A 26,535-nucleotide genomic window follows, 5' to 3' on the forward strand; every position below is an offset into this window, starting at 1 on the left:
CCAACCGGACAATCTTGTCCGGTTCTTGTTACCGTAGTGCATGGCTGCTCAAGTCCCGTTGTTTCCAGTCCGATTCACGGACGAGTGGCTTCCTGACGGCGAAGCGGAAGGAACACGGTCCCCCACATGGCACATGCACAGGAGCTGACACCCGAGGCGCTCGCCGGACTCAGGGAGCGGTACCGGCGCGAGCGGGAGCGACGCGTACGCCCCGACGGCACCCGGCAGTACCTCGGCGCGGACGCCGAGTTCGGCTTCTACGCCGCCGACCCCTGGGCGGGGGAGTCGGACGTGCGCGAACCGGTGCGCGACCGGGTGGACGTCGCGGTCGTCGGCGGCGGATTCGGCGGCGTCCTCGCGGGGGCGCGGCTGCGTCAGCAGGGGGTCGCGCGCGTCCGCGTCGTCGAGAAGGGCGGCGACTTCGGAGGCACCTGGTACTGGAACCGTTACCCCGGCATCCACTGCGACATCGAGGCGCACGTGTACCTGCCGATGCTCGACGAGACCGGCTACGTACCGGAATGGAAATACGCCCCGGGCGAGGAGATCCGCCGGCACGCGATGCGCATCGCGGAGAAGTTCGACCTCTACGCGGACGCCCTGTTCTCCACCGCGGTCACCTCGCTCAGCTGGGACGACACGACCGGCGATTGGATCGTCGAGACCGACCGGCACGACGCGTTCCGGGCGACCTATGTCATCACGGCCACCGGAGTCCTGTCGGAGCTGAAGCTGCCGGGCATCCCCGGCATCGAGCGGTTCAAGGGGCACACCTTCCACACCTCGCGCTGGGACTACGCCTACACCGGCGGCGGCCCGGACGGCGGTCTGACCGGCCTCGCGGACAAGCGTGTGGGCGTGGTGGGCACCGGCGCCACCGGCGTCCAGGTCATCCCGAAACTGGCCGAGGACGCAGGGCAGCTCCACGTCTTCCAGCGGACTCCGTCGTCCGTGGACGTGCGCGCCAACCGCCGTACCACCGCTCGGGACGTCGGCGCCGACCGTGCCGGATGGGCGAGCGAACGCCGGGACAACTTCCTGCGTGTGGTCTCGGGCGAGGCCGTGGAGGAAGACCTCGTCGCCGACCGGTGGACCGCGACGGCCGGTCTCCTGGAGAAGTTGTTGCCGAGCTTCCGCCGGCCGGACGACCTGGCGGCGTTCGAGGCCGCCTACGAGGTCGCGGACGCCGCCAAGATGAACGACATCCGCGCCCGCGTCGACGACCTCGTCACCGACCCGGCCACGGCCGACAGGCTCAAGCCCTGGTACCGGTACGCGTGCAAGCGCCCGACCTTCTCCGACCTGTACCTCCAGGCGTTCAACCGGGACAACGTCACCCTCGTCGACACGGCGGACACCCACGGCATCGAGCGGATGAACGAGCGCGGCGTCGTGGTCGGGGACACCGAGTACCCCCTCGACTGCCTGGTGTTCGCCACCGGCTTCTCCGTCGGGGTCTCCGGCGTCCACTCGGGCCGACTCCCGGTGCGGGGCCGCGGCGGCGTCCGGCTGCGGGACGCGTGGTCCGCGCGGGGGCCACGCACCCTGCACGGACTCACCAGCAACGGCTTCCCCAATCTGATCCAGCTGGGCGGGGTGCAGAGCGCGAGCAGCGTCAACCACACCCACGTACTGGACGAGCATGCCGTCCACGGCGCGGCACTCGTCGCCGCCGCCGAGGCGAAGGGCGCCGTCGTCGAACCGTCCCGCGAAGCCGAGGACGCCTGGATCGCCACCCTCGCCGAACACGCCCCCGACCACGCCTGGTTCCACGCCGAATGCACCCCCGGCTACTACAACGCAGAGGGGCGCGGCAGGCCGAACGGCCCCACCGCCTACCCTCATGGCGCCGCCGCCTTCCACGAGCTCCTCCGGCGGTGGCGCGAGGAGTCCATGGACGAGCTCCTGGCCCCGAGGACGCGTGTGCAGGCGTGCTAGTGGCCGATCCTGTCCAGCTCGGCGAGTTCCCCGGCGGAGAGCGAGAGTCCCGCGCCGGCCACGTTCTCGCGCAGATGCGCCACCGAAGAGGTGCCGGGAATGAGCAGGATGTTCGGCGACCGCCGCAGCAGCCAGGCCAGGGCGACGGACATCGGCGTCGCGCCCAGCCGGGTGGCCACGGCGGTCAGGGCCGTGGACTGCAGCGGGGTGAAGCCGCCCAGCGGGAAGAAGGGCACGTAGGCGATGCCCTCGGCGGCGAGTTCGTCGATCAGCTCGTCGTCCTGGCGGTGGGCGAGGTTGTACATGTTCTGGACGCACACGATCGGCGCGATCGCCTGTGCCTCGGCGACCTGTTCCGCGGTGGCGTTACTCACTCCGAGGTGCCGGATCAGGCCCTGATCCTGGAGTTCGACGAGGGTTTCGAAGGGCTCGGCGAGCGAGCCGGGCCGGGGGCCCCGAGCGTCGCCGAGCCGGAGATTGACCACGTCGAGCGCATCGAGTCCGAGGTCCTCGAGGTTCTCGCGGACGGCGTGACGCAGATCCTCGGGCCGACGGGCAGGGGGCCAGCCACCCTGCTGATCGCGGACCGCGCCGACCTTGGTCACGATGTGTGCCGACGCGGGACCGGGGCGCAGCGCTTCGCGGATCAGCCGGTTGGTGACACGCGGTCCGTAGGCGCCGGCCGTGTCGATGTGGGTGATCCCCAGGGCGGCGGCCTCGCGCAGCACGGCGATCGCGCCCTCGCGGTCGGCGGGCGGGCCCATGACCCCGGGGCCGGCGAGCTGCATGGCGCCGTAGCCGAAGCGGGTGACGGTCAGGTCGCCCAGGGTCCAGGTGCCACCGGGCAGTGATGCGGAGGGTGTGTTCACGGTTTCGCTCATGCCGAAGATGCTCGCTCGCGGACCGGCCGCGCATCCAATACCGATGCGGTGCTCTGTCATACCCGGTAGGTATCACCGAGGTACGCTGTGGTCATGGACGCCTTGGAGATCCGCGAGCTGCGGTATTTCGTGGCCGTCGCGGAGGAACTGCACTTCGGTCGCGCCGCCGAGCGCCTCGGCATGGCCCAGCCACCGCTGTCCCGGGCGATCCAGCAGCTCGAACGGCGCCTTGGCGTACGTCTGCTGAAACGCAACCGCCGCGGCGTGGCCCTGACCGGCGCCGGAGAAATGCTGCTGCACGAGGGCCGTGCGGCCCTCGACGCGACCACCGCGGCCGCTCGCCGCACCCGTCGCGCCGGTGGCGCCGACAGTCCTGGCGGCCCCCGCAACCGCCTGGTGCTGGCGGTGAAGGCCGGTGCGTCCCACGAGCTGCTGCACAAGCTCCTCGACGCCTACGCGGCCGAGCCCGACGCCGCCGAGATCGAGGTGCTGCCGAGCGGCACGTGTGAGCAGGAAGGGATGCTGCGCGACGGCCGCGCCGATGTGGCGCTCATGCACGCGCCGTTCAACTCCCTCGCCGGGTTCGACAGCGAGGAGCTGATGACCGAGGGGCAGATCGCCGTGCTGCCCGCCGGGCACCCTCTCGCCGCGCGGAGGACCCTGTCACTGGCGGACGTCAGCGACATCCCCGATCTCCCGCTCGCCCGTTGGTCCCGCCACGGCACGTATCCACCCGGCCCGGGCCCGGAGATTCACGACCAGACGCAGCTGGCCCAGCTGATCGCCCTCGGACGCACCGTGGCCGTCTACCCCGACTCGGCCCGCGCCTGGCTGTGGGCCGAGCACGCCGCCGTCCCGCTGACCGACGCGGCCCCCGTCGTCACCCACATCGCCTGGCCCGCGCACAGCAGTTCCCCCGCCCTCGCCGGGCTCGTCCGCACGGCCACTCGGCTGTGACCGCCCGGCTCGGGCGGCCGGGACCGCCCGAGCCGGGAGCCGCCGCAGCCGCATCCCCGAACTTCAGACGCCGATCAGGTCGAACGTCCCCGAACCGTCCTGCCTGCCGCTGGAGTACTGACGTATGAACTCCCCGTCCGCGTACCGGTCGTAGCCCATCATGGAACCGGTGTACTTGTTCTGCACACCGATCTTCGGACTGCCGGGGACGTCGCGGTAGATGTAGAACCGCTGGAGGTCGTCCTCCGCGCAGGGGACCGTCCTCAGGACCGCCCGATCGGTGGCCGCGTTCTCCTCGGCGACGGTCGCGCAGCCACCGTTGCCCCAGTTCCACAGGGATGCCTCGAGGACGCCGTTCTGCTCCGTCACGTTGCACAGGCGCCAGTTGTCCAGGTGAGCGCTGAAGATCGAGGAGGGCCGCAGCCGGACACCGTCGTCCGCCAGGAGCGGTGCGCCCCAGGACAGGGGCTTGCCGGGCACGGCGATCTTGTAGGCCTCGGCCGAGCAGTCGAGAGCGGCCCGCGCGCTGTGGCCGGTGGACCTGGGCTGTTCGGCGGAGGCGCCGCTCGTGGGAGCCGGGCGCTGCCCGAGGCGGCCCGGCTTCTGCTGCGCGGTCGGGGCCGCCGCACCCGCCCGGTCGTCGGTCTTCGCGGCGGCCGAGCCGCAGTCGAGAAGGGCTTGTGCCTTGGCCATGATGCTGTCGGCGGGCACGCTGTCCTGGCAGCGCACCGCGCCTTCCTCAAGGGTGGTGAAGGTGGTGAAGCTGCCGCTGCCGGGCCCCTCGGTCCACTCCAACGCCCAGCTTCCGTCGTCCTGCTGGGTGCGGTTGCAGTTGAGGCTTCCGTACGTACCGGTGACCTTCTTGGTGCCCTTGTAGAAGCCGTAGTAGCCCGGCTGGGTAAGGTTCCAGGTGACCGAGTTCGACTCCTTGCTGGTGGAGGTGTACTCGAGCTTCACGTCCAGACCGACGGTGGCCTTGACGTTGCTGAGCGCCTCGACCGCGAAACTGGTCTCGATCGTGTCGTTGAGGCCGACGGAGACCGCGATGACCGTCGTGGTGTCGGTGCTGACGGTCTGCTCGCCGGTGGTGCCCTCGGTGACGTACCAGCCCTTGAAGTGGGTGATCGCCGGCGACACTTCGGTGGTCTTGATGTACGGGTGGCGGGTGCCGAGGTCGGCCGCCGTACAGGTGTCGCCGGGCCGGGGCGCCGTCGTGCCGGTGGGTGCCGCGCCGGCCGGTGAGGCGGCGAGTCCGAGGGCGGCAACCGCCCCTGCGGCCGCCGTGGCGGTCACCGCCGCGAGTGATCTGCCGATGCGGCTGACGGGTCCTGTGGAGCGCATCGTTGCCTGTTCCCCCCTGGTCGAGTGGGTTCGGTCGGGGTGAATGTAGCCGCCGCACGGGGTGGTGGTGTGAGGCCCGAACTAGCCACAAATGATCACGGAGGGGCCTGTTCCGCCCCTGCCGCAGACCGTCGCCCGGGGGTGCGGGGCTAAGCTTCCGTGTCCCCCAGCAGTCGGTCGACCAGCCCGTCGATGTAGTCGGGGGTGAGCGGCACCAAGCCGAACAGGACGCGGATGTACATCGGGGCCAGGACGTGGTCCAGCACGTCGAGCGCGTCGGGTACGGGCTCGCCGCGGTCACGGGCGTGATCGAGCATGGACTGAAGTTGCCGGGTGCGTTCGGCCCGCAGGTCGGTCCCCGCCCGCCGGCCCTGCAGGCCGCTGCTCGACAGCGCGACCGCCAGGTGCAGCACCGCCGGACCGTCGGGCCCGGTGATCTCGCGGGCCACTTGGGCCGCGTACGTACGCAGGTCGCCGGCGAGGCTCCCGGTGTCGGGCATCGGGGACCGCGCGTTGAGGCGGGTGAGCGCCACGTCGGTGAGCAGGGTCTCGAGGCTGCCCCACCGGCGGTAGATGCTGCTGTCGGCCACGCCCGCGCGGTCCGCGACGTCGCCGACGGTGAACCTGCCGTAGCCGCGCTCACTGATCAGATCGGTGACGGCCTGGTGTACCTGCGCGCCGACACGGGCACTGCGCCCGCCGGGCCGCCGGGCTCGCTGTTGCTCGTTCATGCTCCCACCTTAACGCAGTCAGTACTTGCGTTTGCGGGGGAGCCTCCCTATAGTCTCCTAACGCAGTCACAGACTGCTTTAGGAGCGCTCGGATGGCCGGGCGCAGCCAACGACGGAGGGGGATCCCATGGCCGCACCGCATGCGACCGTAGGCAGTCGGCCGGACCGGGCCGTGCTGCTCACGGTGACCTGCCTGGGGCAGTTCATGGTGCTGCTCGACAACACGATCGTCGGAGCGGCACTGCCCGATATGCGGGAGGGCCTGCACACGCAGCTGACCGGACTGCAATGGATCGTGGACGCCTACGTACTGCTGGTCGCCATGCTGCTGCTGTCCGGCGGGGTCTTCGCCGACCGGTTCGGCCGCAAGCGGGTGTACCTGAGCGGTGTGGCCGTGTTCACCGTCGCGTCGTTGCTGTGCAGCCTCGCGCCCTCACTGGGCTGGCTGGTCGTCGGCCGGATGCTGCAGGGCATCGGGGCCGCGGCGCTGAGCCCGGCCTCGCTGGCCCTGCTCGCCGCCGCCCACCCCGTGCCGCAGGAACGGGTCCGGGCGATCGGGCTGTGGGCCGGAATCAGTGGAATCGGTCTGGCCGCGGGCCCCGTCGCCGGGGGCGTACTGACGGACGCCTTCGGCTGGCCCGCCATCTTCCTCGTGAACCTGCCCATCGGCGTGGTTCTGCTGCTGGTCGGCCTGCGCCACCTCGGCGAGTCCCGCAACCCCGGCGCGCCCGCGATCGACGTCCCGGGCACGGTGCTGTCCGTGCTGGCCGTGGGGGTGCTGACCTACGGGCTGATCGAGGGAGGTGCCCGCGGCTGGACCTCCCCGGTCATCCTCGGCAGCTTCGCCACCGCGGTGATCCTCCTCGCCGCCTTCGTCGCCGTCGAAGCCCGCCGCGACGCTCCGATGCTGCCGCTGCGGCTGTTGCGGCAGCGCCTGTTCACCGTGTCCAACACCGCCATGGTCGTGGTGGGGTTCGCGCTCATGGGTTCGTCGTTCTTCTTCTCCCAGTTCTTCGTGTACGTCCAGGGCAGCTCGGTCCTGCGCGCCGGCCTGCAGACCCTGCCGATGTCCGTGGCCATGGTGGTCGTCAGCCCGTACGCGGGCCGGCTCGCCGCCCGGTACGGCTTCCGCATCGTGGTCACCGCCGGCCTCGCCCTGGCCGCCCTGGGACTGCTGGCGCTCGGCACGGTGCACGCCGACACCGGCTACGGAAACGTGTGGTGGCGGCTGGGCCTCGCCGGCGCCGGCTTCGCCCTGGCCATGTCCCCGCTGACCGGCGCCGCCATCCAAGCGGTCAGCCCGCACGAAGGCGGCCTCGCGTCCGGCATCAGCAGCACCACCCGGCAGATCGGCGCGGTGCTCGGCGTCGCGGTGCTCGGAGCCGTCGTCCGCACCCGGCAGTCGGACGGCACCTCCTTCGAGACCGGCCTCAACAGCGCCTTCCTCGTGGCCGGCACCATCACCGCGGCCGCCGCCGTGTTCACCGGCCTGTGGCTGACGAGGTCCAGGCCCGCCAAGGACGCCACGTCCCCCGCACCCGCCCCCGGCGCCACCCCGGTCACCTCCCCGAACGGGGCCTCCACGCACAGCCGTTGACCACGACAATCGCCTCGACCGGCAGGACGCGCCCCATCCGGAGAACGCCTGCAACCCCACCGGGCCAGGGTCATCCGGCCCCGACCCCGCGACCTCCCGCCCGGGGCGGTGCACACCGCCCCGCAACCACGCAAAGGACCCCGGCCTTGTCCCCTGACCCGACCACCCTGCACCCGCTGCCCGCCCACGAGCGCGTGGTGTTCCTCAACCCGCTGGTCACCTCTCCGAACATCACCGTGGGCGAGTACACCTACTACGACGACCCCGACGGCGCCACGGACTTCGAGCACCGCAACGTCCTCTACGCCTACGGGCCGGAGCGCCTCACCATCGGCAAGTACTGCGCGATCGCCACCGGCACCACCTTCCTGATGGCCGGTGCCGAGCACCCGACGATGGGGGTGTCGACGTACCCGTTCACCATGTTCGGCGGCCGGTGGGCCGAGCAGACGCTGGACATCGTCACCGCCATGCCCAGCCGCGGCGACACCGTCGTCGGAAACGACGTCTGGTTCGGTTACCGGGCGACCGTCATGCCGGGCGTACGGATCGGCGACGGCGCCATCATCGCGGCCGGCGCCGTGGTGACCGCCGACGTTCCGCCCTACACGATCGTCGGCGGCAACCCGGCCAGACCGATCAGGCAGCGCTACGACGCCGCCGACATCGAGCGGCTGCGGCGCGCGGCCTGGTGGGACTGGCCCGCCGACCTGGTCACCGAACACGCGCGCACCATCATGGCCGGAACCCCGGCGGACATCGCGCGCATCGCCACCGGGCTGGGACGGACGGCCCCTTGAACCACGTGTGAGCCGATGGCCGGTCGGCACCTCGACCACGTGCGGCACGGCCCCGGCGCCGCGACCGCCGGAACGTCCCGGCTCACTCGGCTCGGGCACGGGCAGCCGGCTCCTGCTCGACCACGGAGCGCAGGCGCCGCGTGTGGTCCAGATGCCGTTCGACTCCGGTCAGTGCGACCCTCGCGGTCAGCCGTGGGTCCGCGCTGGAGGCGGCCAGCCTCAGCTCCAGCGCGCCCGGTTCGACCACACGCCGTCCGTCGCGTCCGGTGAACGAGGCGAGATCGGCCGGGACGGTGACACGCAGCCGCCGGGCCTCACCGGGCTCCAGGTCGACCCGGGCGTAGCCGACGAGCCGCTGCACCGGCTGGACGACGGAGGCGACCGGGTCGTGCAGATAGAGCTGGACGACCTCGGTCCCGGACCGCCCGCCGGTGTTGCGGACGGTGAAGGTGAGGGTGAACTCGCCGTCCGTCGGTGCCTCCTGGAGGTCCACGCTCAGGTCCGTCCAGTCGAACCGGGTATAGGACAGGCCGTGACCGAAGGGGAACGCGGGTGTCGGGTCGATGCTGGACACCTCGCCGGCGTGGGCGAGCTTCGCTCCGAGGTAGGTGGCCGGCTGGGACCCCGGCCCGCGCGGCACCCCCACCGGGAGCCGCCCGGACGGGTTGACGCGGCCGCTGAGCACACCGGCGATCGCGTGGGTGCCTTCCTCACCGGGAAAGAAGGACTGCACGATCGCCGCGGACTCCTCGACGGCACGGCCGAGGGAGTACGGTCGTCCCGCGAGCAGCACGGTGACCAAGGGCGTCCCCAGGTCCAGCAGGGCGTCGAGCAACCGCTGCTGTGCCCCGGGCAGTGCCAGCGTCTCGACGTCGCAGCCTTCCCCACTGGTGCCCCGCCCGAAGAGCCCGGCGCGGTCGCCGAGCACCACCAGAGCGATGTCGGCCTCGCGTGCCACCCGGACGGCCTCGGGGAGGCCGGTGAGATCCCCGTCGTCGACGCCGGTGCCGCGGGCGACCGTGATCCGAGCGTCGGGGAACTCGGCGGCGAGCGCCACCCGCAGCGTGGGCAGCTCGATGCCGTGCGGGGTCCCGGGGTACCGGACGCCGATGTGCTGGGGAAAGGAATAGCAGCCCAGTACGGCGACGGCCTCGTCGGCGTTGGGGCCGAGCAGGGCGATGCGGCGCGGCCTCGCGAGCGGCAGCGTGCCGTCGTTGCTCAACAGCACGACGGCTTCCTCGGCCACCGTGCGGGCCAGTGCGCGGTTCGCCGGACTGTCCAGGCCGATCCGGCCGCGCAGGGCCGCCGGATCGTCGAGGTCTGCCCCTTCGAGCGCGGCCGGCAGGGGGTTCCAGTCCGGATCGAGCAGGCCGAGCCGCGCCTTCTGGGTGAGTGTCCGGCGAAGGGCCCGGTCGACCAACGTCTCCGGGACACGGCCGTCGGCGACGGCCTCCGCCAGGGGCGCGCCGTATGTCTTGACGCCGGGCAGTTCGACGTCGACGCCCGCCCGCAGCGCCAGACCGGCGGCGTCGGCCCACTCGGCCGCCACACCGTGCAGGGTCTTGAGGAAGGCGATGGCGAAGTAGTCGGCGACGACGGTGCCGTCGAAGCCCCACGTGTCGCGCAGCAGCCCGGTGAGCAGTTCTTCGTCGGCCGCGGAGGGGACGCCGTCGGTGTCGGTGTAGGCGTTCATCACCGACCGTGCGCCGCCTTCACGGATCGCCATCTCGAAGGGGGGCAGCAGGACGTCGGCGCGCTCCCGCGGGCCCATGGAGGAGGGAGCGAGGTTGCGTCCGGCGCGAGAGGCCGAGTACCCGACGAAGTGCTTGAGGGTGGCGACGATCCCGGCCGACTCGAGACCCCGCACGTACGCGGTGCCGATGGTGCCGACGAGGTACGGGTCCTCGCCGATGGTCTCCTCGACCCGGCCCCAGCGGGCGTCGCGGACCACGTCCAGGACGGGCGCGAGCCCCTGGTGAACGCCGACGGCACGCATGTCCCGCCCGATGGCCGAGGCCATGCGCCCCACCGTGTCGGGGTCGAAGGTGGCACCCCAGGACAGCGGGACGGGGTAGGCCGTCGCACCCCAGGCGGCGAAGCCGGCCAGACACTCGTCGTGCGCGAGAGCGGGGATGCCGAACCGGTTCGTGGCGGCGATCCGGGCCTGGGTGCGGGCCAGGGAGAGCGCACCCAGGGCGGGGTCGACCGGGACGGTGCCGAAGGGCCGGGTCAGCTGGCCCAGTCCGGTGGGCAGGAGCGCGTCGAGATCGACGGCCTCCTCCATGTCGTGCTGGTGGGGCGCCACTTCACCGCCCTCGTCGGAGGCGCCCACCCAGACTCCGTACAGCTGGGCGGTCTTCTCCCGCAGGGTCATCGCGTCGATCAGGGCGTCGACTCTCGCGGCGACGGAAGCAGTGGTGTCGTTCCAGGGGGAGACTTCGGCGGTGTGGTCTACGGTCACGTCGGCGTTCACTTTCCCTCCCACGGCCCGCGGGCCCCCGACCGGGGCGCGACGGGCGAACAGGTGGACGTGCAGGATTCGACGCGGGACGGGGCGCGTCCGGGTCGCCGGTCGGCATCGGTGTCGGTCAACGGCTGAACCCGGCGGTCAGACCGCTCAGCAGTTGGCGGCGGCCGAACGCGTAGAGGATCAGGACGGGCAGTGTGGTGAGGACGACAGCGGCGAGTACGGCGGGGACGTTGACCCCGTACTGGCCCTGGAAGGTCCACAGCGCGAGCGGCAGGGTCCGGCGCTCCGGACTCTGGGTGAGCACCAACGGCAGCAGGAACCCGTTCCATATGGTCAGGGCGTTGAAGATGGTCACGGTCAGGATGGCCGGTCGGGTGAGCGGCGCCGCCAGCCGCCACATCGTCGTCCATTCGGTGGCGCCGTCGACCCTCATCGAGTCGAACAGTTCCTTGGGCACGTCGCGGACGAAATTGGCGAGTACCAGCACCGAGAGCGGGACGGCAAACGCGATGGACGGGAGGATCAGCGCCGGCAAGCTGTCGTACAGCTGCAGTTTGATGATGATCAGGTAGACCGGGATGACCGTCGCCTGCAGCGGGATGGCCAGACCCATGAGGAAGAGCCCGTTCATCGCGCGCAGCACCCGCAGGTGGCGGCCACGGACGATCGCGTAGGCCGCCATGAAGGAGCAGACGACCGCCGGCACCACGGCGCCCGCGGTGACCACGACGCTGTTCAGGAAGTAGCGGAGGAAGTCGGACTCGACGACCAGCCGGTAGTTGTCCAGTGTCGGGTCGCCCGGGGGCACCAGCGGGTTGCTCGCGTAGTAGTGGCTCTGGGCCTTGAGGCTGGTGATGAGCGTCCAGTACAGAGGTACGGCGACGACGACGAGCCAGAGCCATCCGGCCAGCCCGCCCACCCAGTTGCGACGGCGGGCCGGCCGGGAGGAGCGGCGTTGCCGGTCGCGGGGAGAGGTCCCGGGAGGGCGTCGTGCCTCGGGCAGTGTGGTGGTCACTTCAGGCCCCCTCTAGCTGGCTCGCGCCGGCGTCCCGGCCGCCGAGCCGGCGCAGCAGCAGGGCGAGGGCCAGCCCCACCAGGACCAGGATGACCGCGATGACGCTGGCCGGTCCCATGAGACTTGCCTGGAACCCCCGCTTGTACATGTCCAGGGCCAGGACCCGGGTGGCGTCCCCGGGACCGCCCTCGGTCAGGACGAAGATGAGATCGAAGAAGGTCAGCGACCCGACCACCATCAGCGTGGACGAGGTGATGACGGTGTACTTCAGCTGGGGCAGCGTGATGCTGAAGAACTGCCGGATCCGTCCGGCCCCGTCCACCTGGGCCGCCTCGTACAGAGACTTGGGTATCTGCTGGACACCGCCCTGGTAGATCAGGGAGTGGAACGGCACGAACTGCCAGGAGACGACGAAGACGACGACTCCGAAGGCGAGTCCCGGCCGCCCCAGCCAGTCCTGGCTGAGCAGGGGGAGCTTCAGCCCGGCGCCAAGTCCGAAGTTGGGGTCCAGCAAGGCCTTGTACGCGATCGCGATCGCCGCGGAGCTGAGCATCAGAGGGACGAAGTACACCACGCCCAGCACCGCGCGGTAGCGTTGGCGGCCGGCGAGGAACGTGCCGAGCAGAATACTCAGCGGTGTCTGGACGGCCCACGACACCGCCATCACCATGAAGGTCACCCAGAGGGCGTGCGGCAGCCGGGGGTCGGTGAGCACGGCACGCCAACTGGCCAGCCCCGACGGGTGGATGGCGCCGATCCCGTCCCAGGTGGTGAAGCTCAGCGCGAAGACACCGACGAGCGGGATCACGGCGAAGCCGACGAAGAGCACCAGCGCCGGTGTCGCCAGCCAGGGCAGGATGCTGCGCTGTCGGCGACCTGGTGGACGGCCCGTGAGCGAGCTCATGTGCCGATGACCGCGTTGAGGTTGCCGGCGAACTGCTCGGGCGAGATGGACAGTTGGAACAGCTTGACGATGCTGTCCAGCAGGGTCTCGGCGGCCGTCGGACTGAGGGCCTGGTCCCAGGACTGCACAAACGTCCTGGCCTCGCTGGCGATACCGTAGTTGACCTGGAGGAAGTCGGCGCTCTTGGAGGCGGCCAGCAGCTTCTCCGTGCCCAGCCGCACGGGGACCGACCCGTTGTCGATCCACGCCTTCACCTCGGCGTCCTGGAGGACACCGGTGGCGAAGAAGTCCTTGGCGATCTTCTTCTCCTCGTCGGTGGCCTTCGAGGAGATGGACAGGTACTGGGCGGGATTGCCGACCGCGTTGCTCGGATCACCCTTTCCGCCGTCGACGGGCGGGAAGTTCATGTAGCCCAGTCCGCCGCTGGAGACGAAGTCTCCGCCGTCGGCCTGCTGGATGCCGTACGACCACGCACCGTGCAGCATCATCGCGGCCCTGCCGGTGTACAGCAGCGCCTGGTCGGCGTTGGAGTCCGCGGTGATGGAGGAGAAGCCCTTGATGAACCCGTCGGCCCTGACCAACTCCTGCACCTTGGTCAGCGCGGTGATGGCGTCGGGATGGGACCAGGCGTCCTTCTCGCCCTCGATGACGGCCTGGAAGACCTCGGGACCGCCGATGCGGTCGAACAGGAACTCCAGCCACATCATGTTCGTCCACCGGGACTGGCCGCCGAGGGAGAGCGGCGCTATGCCCTTGGCGTTGAACCTGGGCACCAGCGCCATGAGGTCGTCCCAGGACTCCGGCGGCTCTACGCCGACCTGGTCGAAGACCTTCTTGTTGTAGTAGAGGATGATCGGCTGCACGGTCTCGCACGGCATTGCGTAGATCTTGCCGTCGACGGTCGCCGCGCCGAACGACGAGGGGAACAGCCCCTTCTTGACCTCGGCGTGCTCGTCGAACCACGACGTGAGGTCTTCGACCTGGCCCGCTTCCGCGTAGGTGCGCAGGGTCCCGCCGCCCCAGCCCCAGATGATGGTGGGCGCCCGACCGGCACCGATGGCCGTCTTGATCTTCGTCTTGTAGGCGTCGTTCTGGAACGTCGTGTCGTCGATCCGGTCGTCGGGGCGGGCCTTGTTGAACGCGTCCACCGCGCCGGCTCGGACGCCTTCCTGCGGCTGGCCGTTCAGATACCAGTACGTGGCCCCGCCATCGCTCTTGCCGGGGCCGGACGAACCGCAGGCCGCCAGTGCCGCGGAGACCGGCACAGTGGCGGCCAGGCCGAGGAGGGTACGTCGGGAGAGCGCCATGTCTTTTCTCCGCACTCGAGAGCCGCCGGCTTCTCGTGAGTCGTGGTGAAAGATTTTCGAAACAGCCTTCTCCGAGCTCTGTTCGTGCAAGTTAGGTTTCGGGCTGACGGCATGTCAAGGCCAGTGACAACGCCCGATAGGTTCTCGTGAGACTCGAAATTGTTTCGAAAATGCTTGACTGAGGGTAGGCAGGCCAGGCGGTGATCCCCGCTCGGGTGCCGTCGTGGCCGGTCGGGGCTCGTGGCGGGGGTGCCGTACTGTTGACCGGTTCCACCCGCGTCGCCGGCCCGACGGCGACTCACCACACCGGTGGACGTATACGGGAGGGGACCGATGCGACCGAGCGCGAGACGCACCACTTTGGCGGACATCGCCCAAGCGGCCGGGGTCTCCGTGGCGACCGTGTCCAAAGTGGTGAACGGCCGCGGTGACGTGGCGCCGCGGACCCGCGCCCGGGTGCAGGAGCTGCTGCACGACCACGACTACCTCGCCCCGGTGTTCCGGCACGGCGGGCCCGTCGAAAGCCCGACCATCGAGGTGCAGTTCCAGGGCAGCCTGAAGTCGTACGTCGCCGAAACCCTGGAAGGGATCATCGACTCCGCCTCCGAACTGGGGGCTTCGGTGGTGATCAGCAAGGCGTCCCGCGCCCCGCACTGGGCCCGGGACCTGGTCTCCGCCGGACGTCGTGCCGTCATCGCGGTCACCAGCGTGTACACCTCGGCGCACCTGAACGAACTGGCCCGGTCCGGGCTGCCGCTGGTCGTGCTGGATCCCCTGCACCTGCCGGACAGCCGGGTGAACAGCGTCGGGGCCACCAACTTCGCCGGCGGTCTGGCCGCGACGCAGCACCTGCTCTCCCTGGGGCACCGCCGGGTCGCCTATCTCGGCGGACCCGCCATGGCCGTGTGCAACCAGGCACGCATGCACGGCTACCGCGCCGCCATGGAGGCGGAAGGGGCCCGGGTGCCCGAGGCCTACGCCCGGCCGGGAGAGTTCACCTACGAGTCGGGACTGCTCGGAGCCACGGCGCTGTTGGGCCTGGACGAGCCACCGACGGCGATCTTCGCGGGCAACGACGAGATCGCCGTCGGGGTCGTCGAGACCGCCCGGGGCCGGGGCCTGCGCGTCCCGGAAGACCTGAGCGTGGTCGGTTTCGACGACACGAGCCTCGCCCGGATGGCCTCACCGCCCCTCACCACCGTGCGCCAGCCGCTGCGGGAGATGGGCGGCGCCGCCCTGCGTACCGCGCTCCGACTCGCCAACGGCGAGAAGGTCGAGTCCCACCACATCGAGCTCGCCACCGAACTCGTGGTACGCGCCTCGACGGCGCCGCCACCCGAAGAGTCCTTGGAGCGCGGGTGACCGCGGACATCGGCCAGCTCATTGAGGACGGCGACCATGTCGCTGCGGTAGACGCCGGTGCGGCGGCCGAGCCCGGCCTGGCTGGCGGCGCCGGCTTCGGCCGGGGCGCAGGGCGGCGATTTCGGCGCGGGCATCTCCGCGGCGCTCGGCGCGGTGGCACCCGAGCACGTCGTCGGGGTGCACGTCACCTGCCTGCCGACCCGGCCAGTCCCGGATGCCGGCATCGAACTGTCCGAAACGGACAGCGCCCGACTGGACAAGACCCGGCAGCTGATGGCGAATCGCCCGCCCTACCAGGCCTTGCAGGCCCGCACCCCGCAGACCGCACAGGCGCTGGTCGGAGTTCGAGCGCGGCGGCCACTTAGCCGCGATGGAAGTGCCGGAGCTCCTCGCGGAAGACGTCCGGGACTTTTCCTCACTCGCACCGAGCACGACTAGCGGCGAGCGTCCGACTGCGGTGACTGTGTCCTTCCCCCGGAGGGGTGGGAGCGGTTCTGGTCGCGCCAGGCCCGAGGCGAGAGCCCGTACGCCTGTTTGAACACCTTGCTGAAGTGGGTCGCGTTCACGAAGCCCCACCTTCGTCCTATCGCTGCGATGGTCCGCAGCCGGCTGTTCGGCCCCGACAGCTCTCGCCTGCACTCCGCCAAGCGGTGTGAACGGATCCAGTCTCCGAGGCTGATGCCCAACCCGGACAGCACTGTGTAGAGATGACGCACGGAGATGTCGTGGGCGGCGGCGATCCGGGCCGCCGACAGGTCGGGGTCGGCCAGGTGTGCCCGGATGTACTGGGTGATCCGCAGGCCGAGCGTTGATTCCAACGGGCCCTTGGCGAGGCCCGGGTCGCCGTGCTGGGTCGTCAGGACGGCGCGGAGGAGTTCGACGCTGGGCTCCACGACGGCGTCGGCGTGCACACCCCGGTGCAACTCGTCGCTGGCGGCCAGTTGGGAGAAGTAGGTGAAGGCGAGACGCGCCGTGGGGTTGCCGGGCCCCAGGGTGACCGAGCTGGTGTCTCGCAGGAGCCGGTCGGGGAGGGCGAGTGCCGAGCGGGGGAAGCGCAGGAAGTGGTGGTCGACTCCCTCGTCGAAGAGAAGCGTGTAGGGAGCGATCGATTCGTAGACGGCGAATTGCCCCGGTCCCAGTACACACTCGCGTCCGTTCTGCGCCACGAGGCTGGTGCCGGTCACCTGCAGACCGAGGAAGACGGCGGGCTCCTCGTCCTCCCGGGCCAGGCGTTCCGTGCGACGGATCGTGACCGCGGTCGCCCGTGCCGAACAGATTCTGAGAGGTCCGACCGTGCCGAGGCCGATACGAACGGACAGGTCCTCAGCGGGAGGACGGTGATCGATGTCGACCGCCACCACGGATTCCCACACGGCGTTACGGACCACTTCCTCGCGGTCGCGCGGCGGTATGAACGCCGTGTCCAGAACCGGGCTCATGAGCCGGACCTTCGTCTGCGCCGCTCGTACAACCGGCCCGACCGTGACTCGGCCCGTTCCTTCACCAGCGCCCTCCCCGACAAGGACAGTTCCCGCCGTCAGCTTGTCAGGACTCGATCTCGCTGCGCAACGGCCCGACACGGCGTCAGCGAGTGACGGTGCGCCACTGACACATTCCCCCGCACGGACGACAAAGTCCGAGGCTCACGGTGAATCTAAGGTCCATGGACGAGGCCGTCACCGAGACGCCATCACCGAACGGGAGGACTGCATCGTGCAACGAGTACCGACGACGCTCCGCACGCGGACCGGATTGTTGGGGGCTTTGGCTCTCCTCTTCGCCGCCGGCCTGACGGCCAGCCCGATGATGACCGCGCCCGCCCATGCCGCCTACGGCCCGTGCAACACGACGGTGAAGCGCACGGATGGGCTGGGAAGCGGCGGCGTCCCCGGCAACCACTACAAGATCCCCGCCCGTACCGGCAACGGCCTGAGCTGCTACATGGAGTACGGGACGGGCAGTGACAACGCTGTTACGGCACTGCAGAGAGCCATCGTTTCGTGCTACGACGGCACCTACGCCGCCAGGCGGATCATCGACACCGGCGGGGCGGACGGGTCCTACGGAACCGGCACGGAAGACGCCGTCCGGTGGCTGCAGGCCAACCGGCTCGGCGTGAGCGCCGACGGCGACTACGGGCCGGCGACCCGTGAACAGATGCGGTGGCCGCTGTATACCGCGGGCGGCACGTACATCTCCTGCCTCAACCCTCCTTTCTAGTCACCACGACGTCTGCCGACGCCGGCCTCTGTTCCTGAGGCCGGCGTCCGACGTCCCGGGCCGACCCACCCGGCCCGCACCGTCACCCGGTCAGCGCACGCTGCCGCGCCAGCTCCACCGCCCGTGTGAGCGCGGCGATGTCATAGGCGCCGTGATGGCGGCGTCCGTTGATGAAGAACGTGGGCGTCCCGGACACCCTGCTCAGATCCGCCGAGTCGACGTCCTCCGCCACCCGCCGGGCACCGAGATGGTCCCTGAGGTCCTGCCGGAACCGCTCGACGTCCAGACCGAGCTCACCGGCGTAGCGCAGCAGGTCCGGCGCGGCGAGGGCGTTCTGCCGTTCCAGCAGCAGGTCGTGCATCTCCCAGAAGCGGCCCTGCCGGGCAGCGGCCTCGGACGCCTCCGCGGCCAGCTGGGCCCTGGGATGAACGTCCCTCAGCGGCAAGTGCCGCCACACATACCGGACGTCGCTCTCCTGGCCGAGGAGGTCCCGCACCACGGGTTCGGCCTGTCCACAGTACGGACATTCGAAGTCCCCGTACTCCACCACCGTCACCACCGCGCTCTCGGGCCCGCGGATGCGGTCGTGCCGCCTGTCGACGGGCACGGCCAGGTCCGTCAGTGGGTCGACGTCGCCCAGCAGCGCCCGCGCCCTGCGTCGCTCCGGCAGCAGGCCGATCACCGCGGTCACCGCCCAACTGGTCAGGAACGCGCCGACCAGCGTGACCAGGATGCCGATCCGCGCCTCTTCGAGTTCCGCGCCGTCGAACGCCAGGGACGCGATGAGCAACGACACGGTGAACGCCGACCCGGCGATCGCGCCGCCGACGGTCACCGACCCCCAGCCCACGTTCGGCCGCAGCCGCCCACCCGACAGCAGGCGGGCGGCCGCCATCGACCCGACCGTGCCGATCACCTTGCCCACCACGCAGCCGAGGACGATGCCCAGGGTGACGGGCGAGGTGAAGGCGTCGGCGAGGGCCGGGCCGGAGAGTTCGATACCGGCGTTGGCCAGGGCGAACAGCGGGACGATGCCGAAACTCACCCACGGCAGGAACCGCTGCTCCAGCCGCTCGTTCGGCGAGATCGCCGCATCCAGCCCCTGGACGGCGCTGCGGTGCAGCTCGGGCGTCGGCTGCTCGCGAAAGAGCCGGAACAGCCGGCTCGCCTGCTCCAGATCGCCGCGGGGCGCGGGGTAGGCCGCCACCAGGACGCCCACGGCCAGACCCGCGACGACCGGGTCGACCCCGGCCTCGTGCAGCGCCACCCACACCACCACCGACAGCACCGCGCAGTACAGGGCTCCGCGCACGCCGGCCAGGCGCAGCAGGGCGATCGCCAGCAGCGCGCAGACGGCGACCAGCAGGGCGGGCAGCCGGATCTCGTCGCTGTAGAAGACGGCGATCACCAGCAGTGCGACCAGATCGTCGACGACGGAGACCGACAGCAGGAACGCGCGCAACGACGCGGGCAGCCGAGACCCGAACACCGCCAGGACGCCCAGCGCGAACGCGGTGTCGGTGGACATGGCGGTGCCCCAGCCGTGCACCGACTCCCGCCCCGCGTTGACGAGGACGAAGATCAGGGCCGGGACGATCATGCTGCCCAGACCGGCGATCGCGCTGAGCAGCAGCCAGCGGCGGTCGCGCAGCTCTCCCATGTCGAAGTCCCGCCGCGCCTCCAGGCCCACCACGAAGAAGAAGAGGCTCATCAGCCCCGAGTTGATCCACTCGTGCACGGTGAGCGAGAGGCGGCGCGTGTCGAATCCCACGGTGAACCTGGCCTGCCACACCGCCTCGTAGGAGTGCGGACCCACGTTGGCCCAGACCAGGGCGGCAGCGACCGCGGCAAGCAGGAACACCGCGCTGCTCGTCTCGGTCCGCACGAAGGTCCGCCATCGCACCGTGCTCCGAGCAGAGAGGCTCGGCGTCGCCTCCTCGGGCTCCTGACCACTCACGACGCCGATTATCACTGCTCGGGCCCCATTCGCCCGGAGCCCTCTCCCACCTGACACGGAAGACCGCTGAGTGGCACCAACCGGAACGGTCCGACCGTGCGACTTCCGGCTCGGGGCGAGGGCGACCGGAGCGGCGCGCCAGGTGACTCAGGTGCAGGTGACCCGCAGGTCCGCCCAGTCCGCGTGGTCGTATCCGCTGCCGTCTCCGGCGTCCGTGACCACCAGTCGGACGATGTCCGCGCCGGAGACGTCGGCGGAGACCGCGCGGGCGGGATCGGCGTTGGTCAGCGTGCCCGTCGACGCGGCCCGGGTCTCGTCGGCCCAGACCTCGAAGGCCACGGTGCCCTTGTCGCCCGACTCGTCGTCGACGCCGACCTGCGCGGTCACCTTGCCGCACGTGCCGCCGAGGTAGTACTCGACGCTGCTGGACGCGTGGACGCCGAGTCCCTTGGCGAAGGTCGTGCCGCCGATGGTGATCGGGTTGCCGTCGCCGGCGCCGCGCTCGCCCACGCTCTGGTCCCGTTCGACGGGGCCCCAGCCGTTGGTGGCGCTCAGCGGATCGGCGTCCGACAGTGCGGACTCACCCGCGGGCAGGGGGACGCCGACGCGCACGGTGAAGGGTGCCGTGGAGGTGAGCCAGGAACCGGAGTGCGTGCGGTGCCTGGCAGTGAGCGTCAGGATCCGGTCGCCTGTGGACGTGCCCGCGGGGACGACGACGTCCCAGTCCGTCGCCAGGGTCGCGCCCGGCTTCAGGGCCCGGGCCGACGTGGCGGACCTGGGGGTGACGCGCCAGCCGTCGGGGCCGGTCAGGGCGACGCTCACCGAGTGCGCCGCGGTGCCGCCCAGGTCGGTGGCCTCGGAGGTGATCCGCACGGTCCGCCCGGCCTCGGTCACCGTGTCGCCGCCCGCGTGCACGTCCACGGCGGGCGGGTACTGGGCCCACTTCCTGTCGGCGTGCACCCGCACCAGCACGGTGCCGTGCGCGGGCACCGTCGCGGCGATCCGGCCCGTCGTGTTGGTGTCACTGTGCTTCCAGAGGTCCCGCATGGTGTAGCCGCGCGACTTCGGCAGACCGACGGCCTTCGCGGTGGTCTCGATCCGCTGGGCCCGCGACCCCTCGTTGAACAGCGCGACCGCCCGGCTGCCGTCGGCCAGCTCCTTCGACACGACCCACCGGCCGCCCTCCGAGGAGACGACCTCGCCCTGCTTGCCCAGGGGGTCCTGGTCGACGGCGATGACCTCGTCGTTGGTGAGGATCTCGAACGCCGACTCGGGCGCCGTGCGCAGGTCGGTGCCGATCAGCAGCGGGGCAGCCATGATCGACCACATGGAGAAGTGCGTACGGTACTCGGTGTCCGTCATGCCGCCGTTGCCGACCTCCAGCATGTCGGGGTCGTTCCACCCGCCGGGACGCGCGTACTCGGCGAGCTCGAGGTTGCTCTTCATGATCGACGACATCGAGCCCCAGGAGTCGTTGATGTCCCCGGTGGTGCGCCAGAGCTGGCCCAGGTCGCCCGCCCACTCCCAGGGCTTGTTCTCGCCCCACTCGCAGATGCTGTACACGATCGGCCGGCCGGTCGCCGCGAGCGCGTCGCGCATGGTGGTGTATCGCTGCTTCGCGTCGACGCCCTGGTTGTTGCAGTTGTCGTACTTGAGGTAGTCGACGCCCCAGTCGGCGAACTGCCGGGCATCGCTGTACTCGTGACCCAGCGCGCCGGGGAAGCCGATGCTGCTGCACGTCTTCGTGCCGGCGCTGGTGTAGATGCCGAACTTCAGGCCCTTGGAGTGGACGTAGTCGGCGACGGCCTCGATGCCGTTCGGGAAGCGTTTGGGGTCCGGCACCAGTCGGCCGTCGGCGTCGCGCTCCGGGAGCGCCCAGCAGTCGTCAAGGTTGACGTACTCGTAGCCGGCGTCCTTGAGACCGCGCTCGACGAAGAGGTCGGCGATGCCCTTGACCATCGACTCGTTGAACTCGTCCCTGCAGTGCGTGGAGTTCCAGTTGTTGAAGCCCATCGGCGGGGTGAGGGCCAGTTGCTCGTGGCCGGACGACGCCGGAGCCGGGTCCGGTGCGGCGGCCGGGACGGCCTGCGCGCTCACCGCCAGGCCTCCGGTGGTGAGCAGTGCGGTGGTGAGGGCGCCCAGGGCTCTGCGCCCGATGACGCGCGGTACACGCATGGGAAGGTGACGCATTGTCATGTTCCTCCGCGGCTCGTCGGCAGCGGGTGCGTGCGGGGGCACGCACCGTCAGCGCGCGCTCACAGTAGAGGCGCTGAGGGCTGATGGAAAGAGTGCAGTCGTGATTGAATCTGCTCGCTGTTTCGAACTGTGTTCCACAAAAGCGCAGACCGGTCTCTCTGGTGCGGACGACAGGCGGTGCGGGTGTGGAAACTGTGGCCATCCGCTCCCGGGAGACAGGGTTGCCCACCGACGGCATGTGGGACGCAGGTCCGGTCGAAGTGGCGCTGTCCGTCCTGGCCGCGTGGAAGGTGCCGGATGGCGAGGTCAAGCGGCTCACGGAACGGGCGGCAGTGACCGCCGGCTCCTACGGCGCGAGCTATGAGCAGTTGGGGGCCGTCTGGGGCATCACCCGGCAGGGCGCGCGCAAGAAATGGCCCGATGCCGTCAGCCGCCCGGCATTCGTGACAGCGGGCAGGAGTACGGTGGCGCTCTTCGGAGGGACTGCTGAGCTGGTGCGGTCGTCTTTCGGTGGTTTGCCTCCTCGCCAGGTGACGGCCCGGCAGACTCCTGCCGCCTGCACCGCAGGGCCCGCAGCCACCGTGCCCGCCTGCTCGGCAGACTCCTCGTCCTGCTGGAGGGCGACTATCGCCTGAACCTGCGCAGAGCTCCGGATGCCGGCCAGGCATGCACCGGGGCGTACGGTCCGCCCTCCCGCTCCCGGCGTCGTCCCCCTGGGGGCTCCCGGCGACGGCAGGCTGTACGGCGCCCCCCTCTTTGCCGTGCTGCGGTCCTTCGCCAACGGCGGCTCCTCCCTCACCGGACTCGAAGCGATCTCGAACGGCATCTCCGCCTTCCGCGAACCCGAGGGCCGCAACGCGTCGCACCCCATCCAGGTCCTGGAACCGGGCCGCCTGCCCGGCACCGACCGACCCGGCGCCGCGCCGTCAGTCCGCCGCCAGCACGTCGACGCCGCCTGCCGTGAGCTGCTCGATCACCGGATCGTGCGGCGGCGTGTCCGTGACCAGTCCGCTGATCTCTTCCCAGGGCAGGACGCGGTACCGGGAAGCGGTGCCGATCTTCTCGGACGAGGCGAGGACGTAGGTGTCCGCTGCGCGTGCGGCAAGGGCGCGCTTCATCGCGGCGTCCTCGGCGTCACCGGTGGTGAGGCCCGCCTCGGGGTGCACGCCGGTCACGCCGAGGAGGAAGAGGTCGGCGGAGACGTTCTGCGCGGCCTCGACCGCCGCCGCGCCACAAGCGATCGCCGAGTGCTTGAACAGACGGCCACCGAGTACGAACACCTCGGCGCGCGGATGGTCGAGCAGGGCGGCGGCAATCGTCGGGCTGTGAGTGATCACGGTGCAGTCCAGGTCCTCGGGGAGCGCGTGGACGACGGCCAGCGCGGTCGTGCCGCCGTCGAGGATCACCACGCCGCCGGGCCGCACCAGCCCGGCCGCCGCCGAGGCGACCTTCCGTTTGCCGTCCGGGGCCACGGTCCGCCGGGCGCCGTAGTCCGCCACGGCGGGCGAAACGGGAAGCGCCCCGCCGTAGACCCGCTGGCACAGCCCCTCGCTCGCCAGGTCGCGCAGGTCGCGCCGCACGGTGTCCTCGGAAATCCGCAGCTCGGCGGCGACATCCTTGGCGACGATCTTGCCCTGCCGGGCAAGCAGACCCAGCAGGTGGTCCCGCCGTTCAGCAGCCAGCATCCGCATTCTCTCCTGTTCTTGCACGTTTCTGCATGTATTGTAGCGGCCGTGACCGACAAGCCCATGCTCATACTCATCGCCGGCCCCTATCGTTCCGGCACCGACGGCGACCCCCGGGCCATGGCCGCCAACCTCGCACGCCTCGAAGCGGCCGCGTGGCCCGTCTTCGCCGCCGGGCACCTCCCGGTCATCGGGGAATGGATCGCCCTGCCCGTGCTGCACTCGGCCGGCGCGGGCCCCACCGACCCCCTCGCCGACCAGGTGCTGTACCCGACCGCGGAGCGCCTCCTGGCCCGCTGCGACGCCGTCCTGCGGCTGCCCGGGCACTCCACCGGAGCCGACCAGGACGTCGCCCACGCGCGCCGCCGCGGCCTGCCCGTCTACTACGACGTCGCGCAGATCCCGGCCCTCGACCGGCAGGCGGACCGGTGAAGGCCCGCCCCGGTGTGGACGCCCCGGACCACCGCGGCCGGACCGGCCTCGACCGAGCGGGACGCGAGCTCGACCGGAACCCCGGCGTCGTGGTCCGCGACGTCGAGCTCACCTCGCAGGGCTGGCACGTCCTGCGACGCACCACCTTCGACTACCGCCGCCGGGACGGACGCTGGGAGACGCAGGCCAGGGAGACCTACGACCGCGGCAACGGCGCCGTCGTCCTGCCCTACGACACCGGACGCGGCCGGGTCCTGCTCACCCGCCAGTTCCGCTATCCGGCGTACGTCAACGACCACCCGGACGGGATGCTCGTCGAGGCGGCCGCAGGGCTGCTCGACGCGGACGATGCGCCCGCCGCCGTCCGCCGAGAGGCGGCCGAGGAGCTCGGCGTGGCCCTCGGCCCGCTCACCCACGTCCTCGACGCCTACATGAGCCCCGGCTCCGTCACCGAGCGCCTGCACTTCTTCGCCGCCCCCTACACCCCCGCCGACCGAACCGGAACCGGCGGGGGCGTCGAAGAGGAGGGCGAGGACATCGAGGTCCTCGAAATGCCCTTCACCGAAGCGCTCGCCATGACCCGCGACGGACGCATAGCCGACGGCAAGACCATCCTTCTCCTGCAGTGGGCGGCCCTGCACGGCCCGTTCGCACCGCATCCGGGGGACATGGCCGACGCGGGCAACGCGGGGACGTGACGCCCGGGCGGCGCCCGACTCACTCACGTCCCCGACCGGTGTACAGCTCCAGTTCGCCGTCGAGTTCGAGGGCGAGGACGGTGCCGTGCGGGGCGAGGTCCGCCGGTGCGGGCGCCTCGATCCAGAGGTCTCCGGGGACGTCGTGCAGGCCGCCGGTGCGCCGGTGGGCGAGTTCCCTCCCGGTGCCCAGGACGCTGATCCGGCGTACGGCGTTGCGCAGGCCGCGGACGCAGACGGTCTCGCTCGGCGGGTCGAAGCAGACGAGGTAGAGCGTACGGCGGTCGGGGGAGAGGGTGCTCGGACCGTAGTGGTGTCCCGGCGGCAGGCCCCCCACGGTGCCGTGGACGGCCGCCGAGTGGCGCCGTATCCAGTCGCCCAGCCCTTCGAGCCGTTGAGCCTGTTCCGGAGTTATGGTGCCGTCCGCGCGCGGGCCGACGTTGAGCAGCAGGTTTCCTCCCATGCCGATCGTCTGCGCGAAGTACCGCACGAGTTGCCCCACGGATTTGTGGTTCACATCCAGTGGCCGGTAGCCCCAGGAGTCGTTGACGGTCAGGCACAACTCCCAGTCGGTCTCCGGCGCCGACATCGGCAGGCCCTGCTCGGGCGTGGCATAGTCGCCGTGGCCGAGCAGCCGGGAGTTGCACACCGTGTCGGGTGCCAGATCACGGATCAACCGCGCCAGTTCGGACATCCGCCACTGCTCGGCCGAGCGCTCCCACTCGCCGTCGAACCAGAGCAGATCCGGTCCGAACCGGGTGAGCAGCTCGCGCACCTGGCCGTCCCGGTAGTCGAGGTAGCGCTCCCAGGCACGCGGGTCCTCGGCGCCCGGGGCGGGGGAGACGTAGGGGCTGTCGACCAGTTCGGGATGCGGTGGCCGGGGGTGCCGTACCGATGCGTAGTCCGGATGGTTCCAGTCGGAGTGCGAGTAGTACAGACCGGCCCTGAGGCCCCGGTCGCGCATCGCGCTCACGTACTCGGCAATCAGGTCGCGTCCCGCGGGGGTACGCCCGACCACGCTCAGGTCGCTCAACCGCGTGTCCCACAGGGCCACTCCGTCGTGGTGCCGTGCCGTCAGCACGGCGTAGCCGGCCCCGGCGCGCGCGAAGAGCCCGGCCCAGGCGGAGGGATCGAAGGCGGCGGCGGTGAAGCCGTCGAGTTGGCGCATGTACTGCTCGTGCGGCACCACCTGGTCGAAAGGGGCCCAGGACTCGGGTACTCCGTCGACCGAGTAGATGCCGTAGTGCACGAATATGCCCAGTTTCGCCTCGTTGAACCAGGGCTGCATGGTCATGGTGGATCGTCCTCGGGGACTCGGGGTGGACACGTGCCGACAAACAGCCGCCGCTCTCGAGCAGGGGACGCCGCAATTCTCACCCGCCCCGACCCGCCCGCGCCCACGCCCACGCCAGCTTCCGAGCGAAGCGGTGCATGTGGGGGTCGAGCAGTTCGGCCGACTCGGCGAGAACCTGCTCGTGCGTCAGCCAGCGGACGGCGCTGAACTCGCCCCGGTCGTAATCGGTGACGGTGTGGGCGTCGGCATCGAGGAGGTACCACAGCGAGACGTCGGTGTGCGGGCCCTGCCCCCGGGTTCCGGTGACGGTCAGGAAGAACGGAAGCTCACCCGCGACGGGCGACGCCACCGCCTCGATGCCCAGCTCCTCACGGCACTCGCGGACCACCGCGGCCCACGGGTCCTCACCCGACTCGACGTGTCCTCCGGCAGGCAGCCACAGCCCCGCCTTGCGGTGCGCCACGAGCAGGAGTTGCCCGCGCGTGTCGTCAAGGACGGCGAAGTAGCTCACCAGGTGCATGGGCGGAACGTCCGGCTTGCGCACCCGGTAGAGAGGGGCGCCGCCGGCGATCCAGTGCCTGGCGGATTCCAGATGGGTGTGCTCCAGGTCGTCCCACGGCTCGACAGCACCGATCAGATCGAGGAGGTGGGCCCGCGGCTCGTCGAGGGACGCCTTGAGCGGGTGGTCGCTTGAGGTCATCGGCGCATCCTGGCAGGGGCCACTGACAACCGCGCGTTCGTGCGGGCCCGGGG

The 26,535-nt window shown here is 70.8% G+C and carries 22 protein-coding genes and 1 pseudogene; 10 read left to right on the plus strand and 13 right to left on the minus strand.

Going from position 1 to position 26,535, the window contains the following annotated elements:
• Positions 1-126: 126 nt before the first annotated feature.
• Positions 127-1,938 (plus strand): flavin-containing monooxygenase, encoded by a 1,812-nt coding sequence (locus R2E43_RS37605; RefSeq protein WP_319214514.1) that lies wholly within the window; start codon positions 127-129, stop codon positions 1,936-1,938.
• On the opposite strand, the gene R2E43_RS37610 is transcribed toward R2E43_RS37605, so the two are convergent.
• The gene (locus R2E43_RS37610; RefSeq protein WP_003978567.1) at positions 1,935-2,819 is read right to left on the minus strand and encodes an aldo/keto reductase family oxidoreductase; all 885 of its coding nucleotides are present in this window, start codon (positions 2,817-2,819) and stop codon (positions 1,935-1,937) included. The genes R2E43_RS37605 and R2E43_RS37610 overlap by 4 nt on opposite strands.
• A 93-nt stretch (positions 2,820-2,912) precedes the next feature.
• Here R2E43_RS37610 and R2E43_RS37615 point away from each other — a divergent pair, with 93 nt between their 5' ends.
• Positions 2,913-3,776, plus strand: coding sequence for a LysR family transcriptional regulator (locus R2E43_RS37615; RefSeq protein WP_011026999.1), 864 nt, complete (start codon positions 2,913-2,915; stop codon positions 3,774-3,776).
• A gap of 63 nt (positions 3,777-3,839) precedes the next feature.
• Here the strand turns inward: R2E43_RS37615 and R2E43_RS37620 are convergent, their stop codons facing one another.
• Positions 3,840-5,117 carry a hypothetical protein gene (locus tag R2E43_RS37620; RefSeq protein WP_319126787.1) on the minus strand — a complete coding sequence of 426 codons (1,278 nt, stop codon included), beginning with the start codon at positions 5,115-5,117 and terminating at the stop codon, positions 3,840-3,842.
• Between the two features lie 149 nt (positions 5,118-5,266).
• Entirely contained in the window at positions 5,267-5,848 is a 582-nt protein-coding gene (locus R2E43_RS37625; protein WP_003978570.1) for a TetR/AcrR family transcriptional regulator, read from the minus strand.
• A 127-nt stretch (positions 5,849-5,975) separates the two neighbouring features.
• Between R2E43_RS37625 and R2E43_RS37630 the strand changes: the two genes are divergently transcribed.
• Both R2E43_RS37630 and R2E43_RS37635 read left to right on the plus strand, forming a co-directional pair.
• Positions 5,976-7,445, plus strand: coding sequence for an MFS transporter (locus R2E43_RS37630; protein ID WP_193484244.1), 1,470 nt, complete (start codon positions 5,976-5,978; stop codon positions 7,443-7,445).
• A gap of 146 nt (positions 7,446-7,591) precedes the next feature.
• A complete protein-coding gene (locus tag R2E43_RS37635; RefSeq protein ID WP_003978572.1) occupies positions 7,592-8,245 on the plus strand; it encodes a CatB-related O-acetyltransferase in 654 nt (217 codons plus the stop codon).
• Between the two features lie 82 nt (positions 8,246-8,327).
• Here the strand turns inward: R2E43_RS37635 and R2E43_RS37640 are convergent, their stop codons facing one another.
• The 4 genes from R2E43_RS37640 to R2E43_RS37655 form a co-directional block, all read right to left on the minus strand.
• Positions 8,328-10,718 carry a beta-xylosidase/alpha-l-arabinosidase gene (locus R2E43_RS37640; protein WP_093455336.1) on the minus strand — a complete coding sequence of 797 codons (2,391 nt, stop codon included), beginning with the start codon at positions 10,716-10,718 and terminating at the stop codon, positions 8,328-8,330.
• A 115-nt stretch (positions 10,719-10,833) separates the two neighbouring features.
• The gene (locus tag R2E43_RS37645) at positions 10,834-11,730 is read right to left on the minus strand and encodes a carbohydrate ABC transporter permease (RefSeq protein ID WP_093455335.1); all 897 of its coding nucleotides are present in this window, start codon (positions 11,728-11,730) and stop codon (positions 10,834-10,836) included.
• 1 nt (position 11,731) lies between these two features.
• Positions 11,732-12,634 carry a carbohydrate ABC transporter permease gene (locus R2E43_RS37650; RefSeq protein WP_093455334.1) on the minus strand — a complete coding sequence of 301 codons (903 nt, stop codon included), beginning with the start codon at positions 12,632-12,634 and terminating at the stop codon, positions 11,732-11,734.
• Positions 12,631-13,941, minus strand: coding sequence for an extracellular solute-binding protein (locus R2E43_RS37655; RefSeq protein ID WP_106517034.1), 1,311 nt, complete (start codon positions 13,939-13,941; stop codon positions 12,631-12,633). Before R2E43_RS37655 ends, R2E43_RS37650 begins: the two co-directional genes overlap by 4 nt.
• Positions 13,942-14,274: 333 nt before the next feature.
• Between R2E43_RS37655 and R2E43_RS37660 the strand changes: the two genes are divergently transcribed.
• Both R2E43_RS37660 and R2E43_RS37670 read left to right on the plus strand, forming a co-directional pair.
• Positions 14,275-15,303 (plus strand): LacI family DNA-binding transcriptional regulator, encoded by a 1,029-nt coding sequence (locus R2E43_RS37660; protein WP_319119965.1) that lies wholly within the window; start codon positions 14,275-14,277, stop codon positions 15,301-15,303.
• Between the two features lie 102 nt (positions 15,304-15,405).
• A pseudogene (locus R2E43_RS37670) lies at positions 15,406-15,841 on the plus strand (alpha/beta fold hydrolase); the annotation flags it as partial.
• Here the strand turns inward: R2E43_RS37670 and R2E43_RS37675 are convergent.
• Complete coding sequence (locus R2E43_RS37675; RefSeq protein WP_191848967.1) at positions 15,738-16,742, minus strand: AraC-like ligand-binding domain-containing protein; 1,005 nt, start codon at positions 16,740-16,742, stop codon at positions 15,738-15,740. The pseudogene R2E43_RS37670 and the gene R2E43_RS37675 overlap by 104 nt on opposite strands.
• Positions 16,743-17,016: 274 nt before the next feature.
• Between R2E43_RS37675 and R2E43_RS37680 the strand changes: the two genes are divergently transcribed.
• Positions 17,017-17,523 carry a peptidoglycan-binding domain-containing protein gene (locus R2E43_RS37680; protein ID WP_003978580.1) on the plus strand — a complete coding sequence of 169 codons (507 nt, stop codon included), beginning with the start codon at positions 17,017-17,019 and terminating at the stop codon, positions 17,521-17,523.
• 82 nt (positions 17,524-17,605) lie between these two features.
• Here R2E43_RS37680 and R2E43_RS37685 read toward each other — a convergent pair whose 3' ends face one another.
• Both R2E43_RS37685 and R2E43_RS37690 read right to left on the minus strand, forming a co-directional pair.
• Positions 17,606-19,480, minus strand: a complete 1,875-nt coding sequence (locus tag R2E43_RS37685) for a Na+/H+ antiporter NhaA (protein WP_046247536.1) — start codon at positions 19,478-19,480, stop codon at positions 17,606-17,608.
• Between the two features lie 147 nt (positions 19,481-19,627).
• Positions 19,628-21,670, minus strand: coding sequence for an NPCBM/NEW2 domain-containing protein (locus R2E43_RS37690; protein ID WP_011026988.1), 2,043 nt, complete (start codon positions 21,668-21,670; stop codon positions 19,628-19,630).
• Positions 21,671-21,897: 227 nt separating this feature from the next.
• Here R2E43_RS37690 and R2E43_RS39065 point away from each other — a divergent pair, with 227 nt between their 5' ends.
• Positions 21,898-22,311 carry a hypothetical protein gene (locus R2E43_RS39065; RefSeq protein ID WP_231909091.1) on the plus strand — a complete coding sequence of 138 codons (414 nt, stop codon included), beginning with the start codon at positions 21,898-21,900 and terminating at the stop codon, positions 22,309-22,311.
• A gap of 291 nt (positions 22,312-22,602) precedes the next feature.
• On the opposite strand, the gene R2E43_RS37700 is transcribed toward R2E43_RS39065, so the two are convergent.
• Entirely contained in the window at positions 22,603-23,361 is a 759-nt protein-coding gene (locus R2E43_RS37700) for a DeoR/GlpR family DNA-binding transcription regulator (RefSeq protein ID WP_193484236.1), read from the minus strand.
• Between the two features lie 48 nt (positions 23,362-23,409).
• Here R2E43_RS37700 and R2E43_RS37705 point away from each other — a divergent pair, with 48 nt between their 5' ends.
• Positions 23,410-23,793: a hypothetical protein gene (locus R2E43_RS37705; protein WP_003978585.1), complete on the plus strand. Its 384-nt coding sequence runs from the start codon at positions 23,410-23,412 to the stop codon at positions 23,791-23,793.
• Complete coding sequence (locus R2E43_RS37710) at positions 23,790-24,491, plus strand: NUDIX domain-containing protein (RefSeq protein ID WP_030862279.1); 702 nt, start codon at positions 23,790-23,792, stop codon at positions 24,489-24,491. Before R2E43_RS37705 ends, R2E43_RS37710 begins: the two co-directional genes overlap by 4 nt.
• Positions 24,492-24,510: 19 nt before the next feature.
• On the opposite strand, the gene R2E43_RS37715 is transcribed toward R2E43_RS37710, so the two are convergent.
• Together R2E43_RS37715 and R2E43_RS37720 are read right to left on the minus strand one after the other, a co-directional pair.
• Positions 24,511-25,815: an alpha-L-fucosidase gene (locus R2E43_RS37715; protein WP_332057052.1), complete on the minus strand. Its 1,305-nt coding sequence runs from the start codon at positions 25,813-25,815 to the stop codon at positions 24,511-24,513.
• A 46-nt stretch (positions 25,816-25,861) separates the two neighbouring features.
• A complete protein-coding gene (locus R2E43_RS37720; protein ID WP_030862273.1) occupies positions 25,862-26,482 on the minus strand; it encodes an NUDIX hydrolase in 621 nt (206 codons plus the stop codon).
• Between the last annotated feature and the right edge of the window lie 53 nt (positions 26,483-26,535).

Source organism: Streptomyces violaceoruber, assembly GCF_033406955.1.
Lineage (GTDB): Bacteria > Actinomycetota > Actinomycetes > Streptomycetales > Streptomycetaceae > Streptomyces > Streptomyces violaceoruber.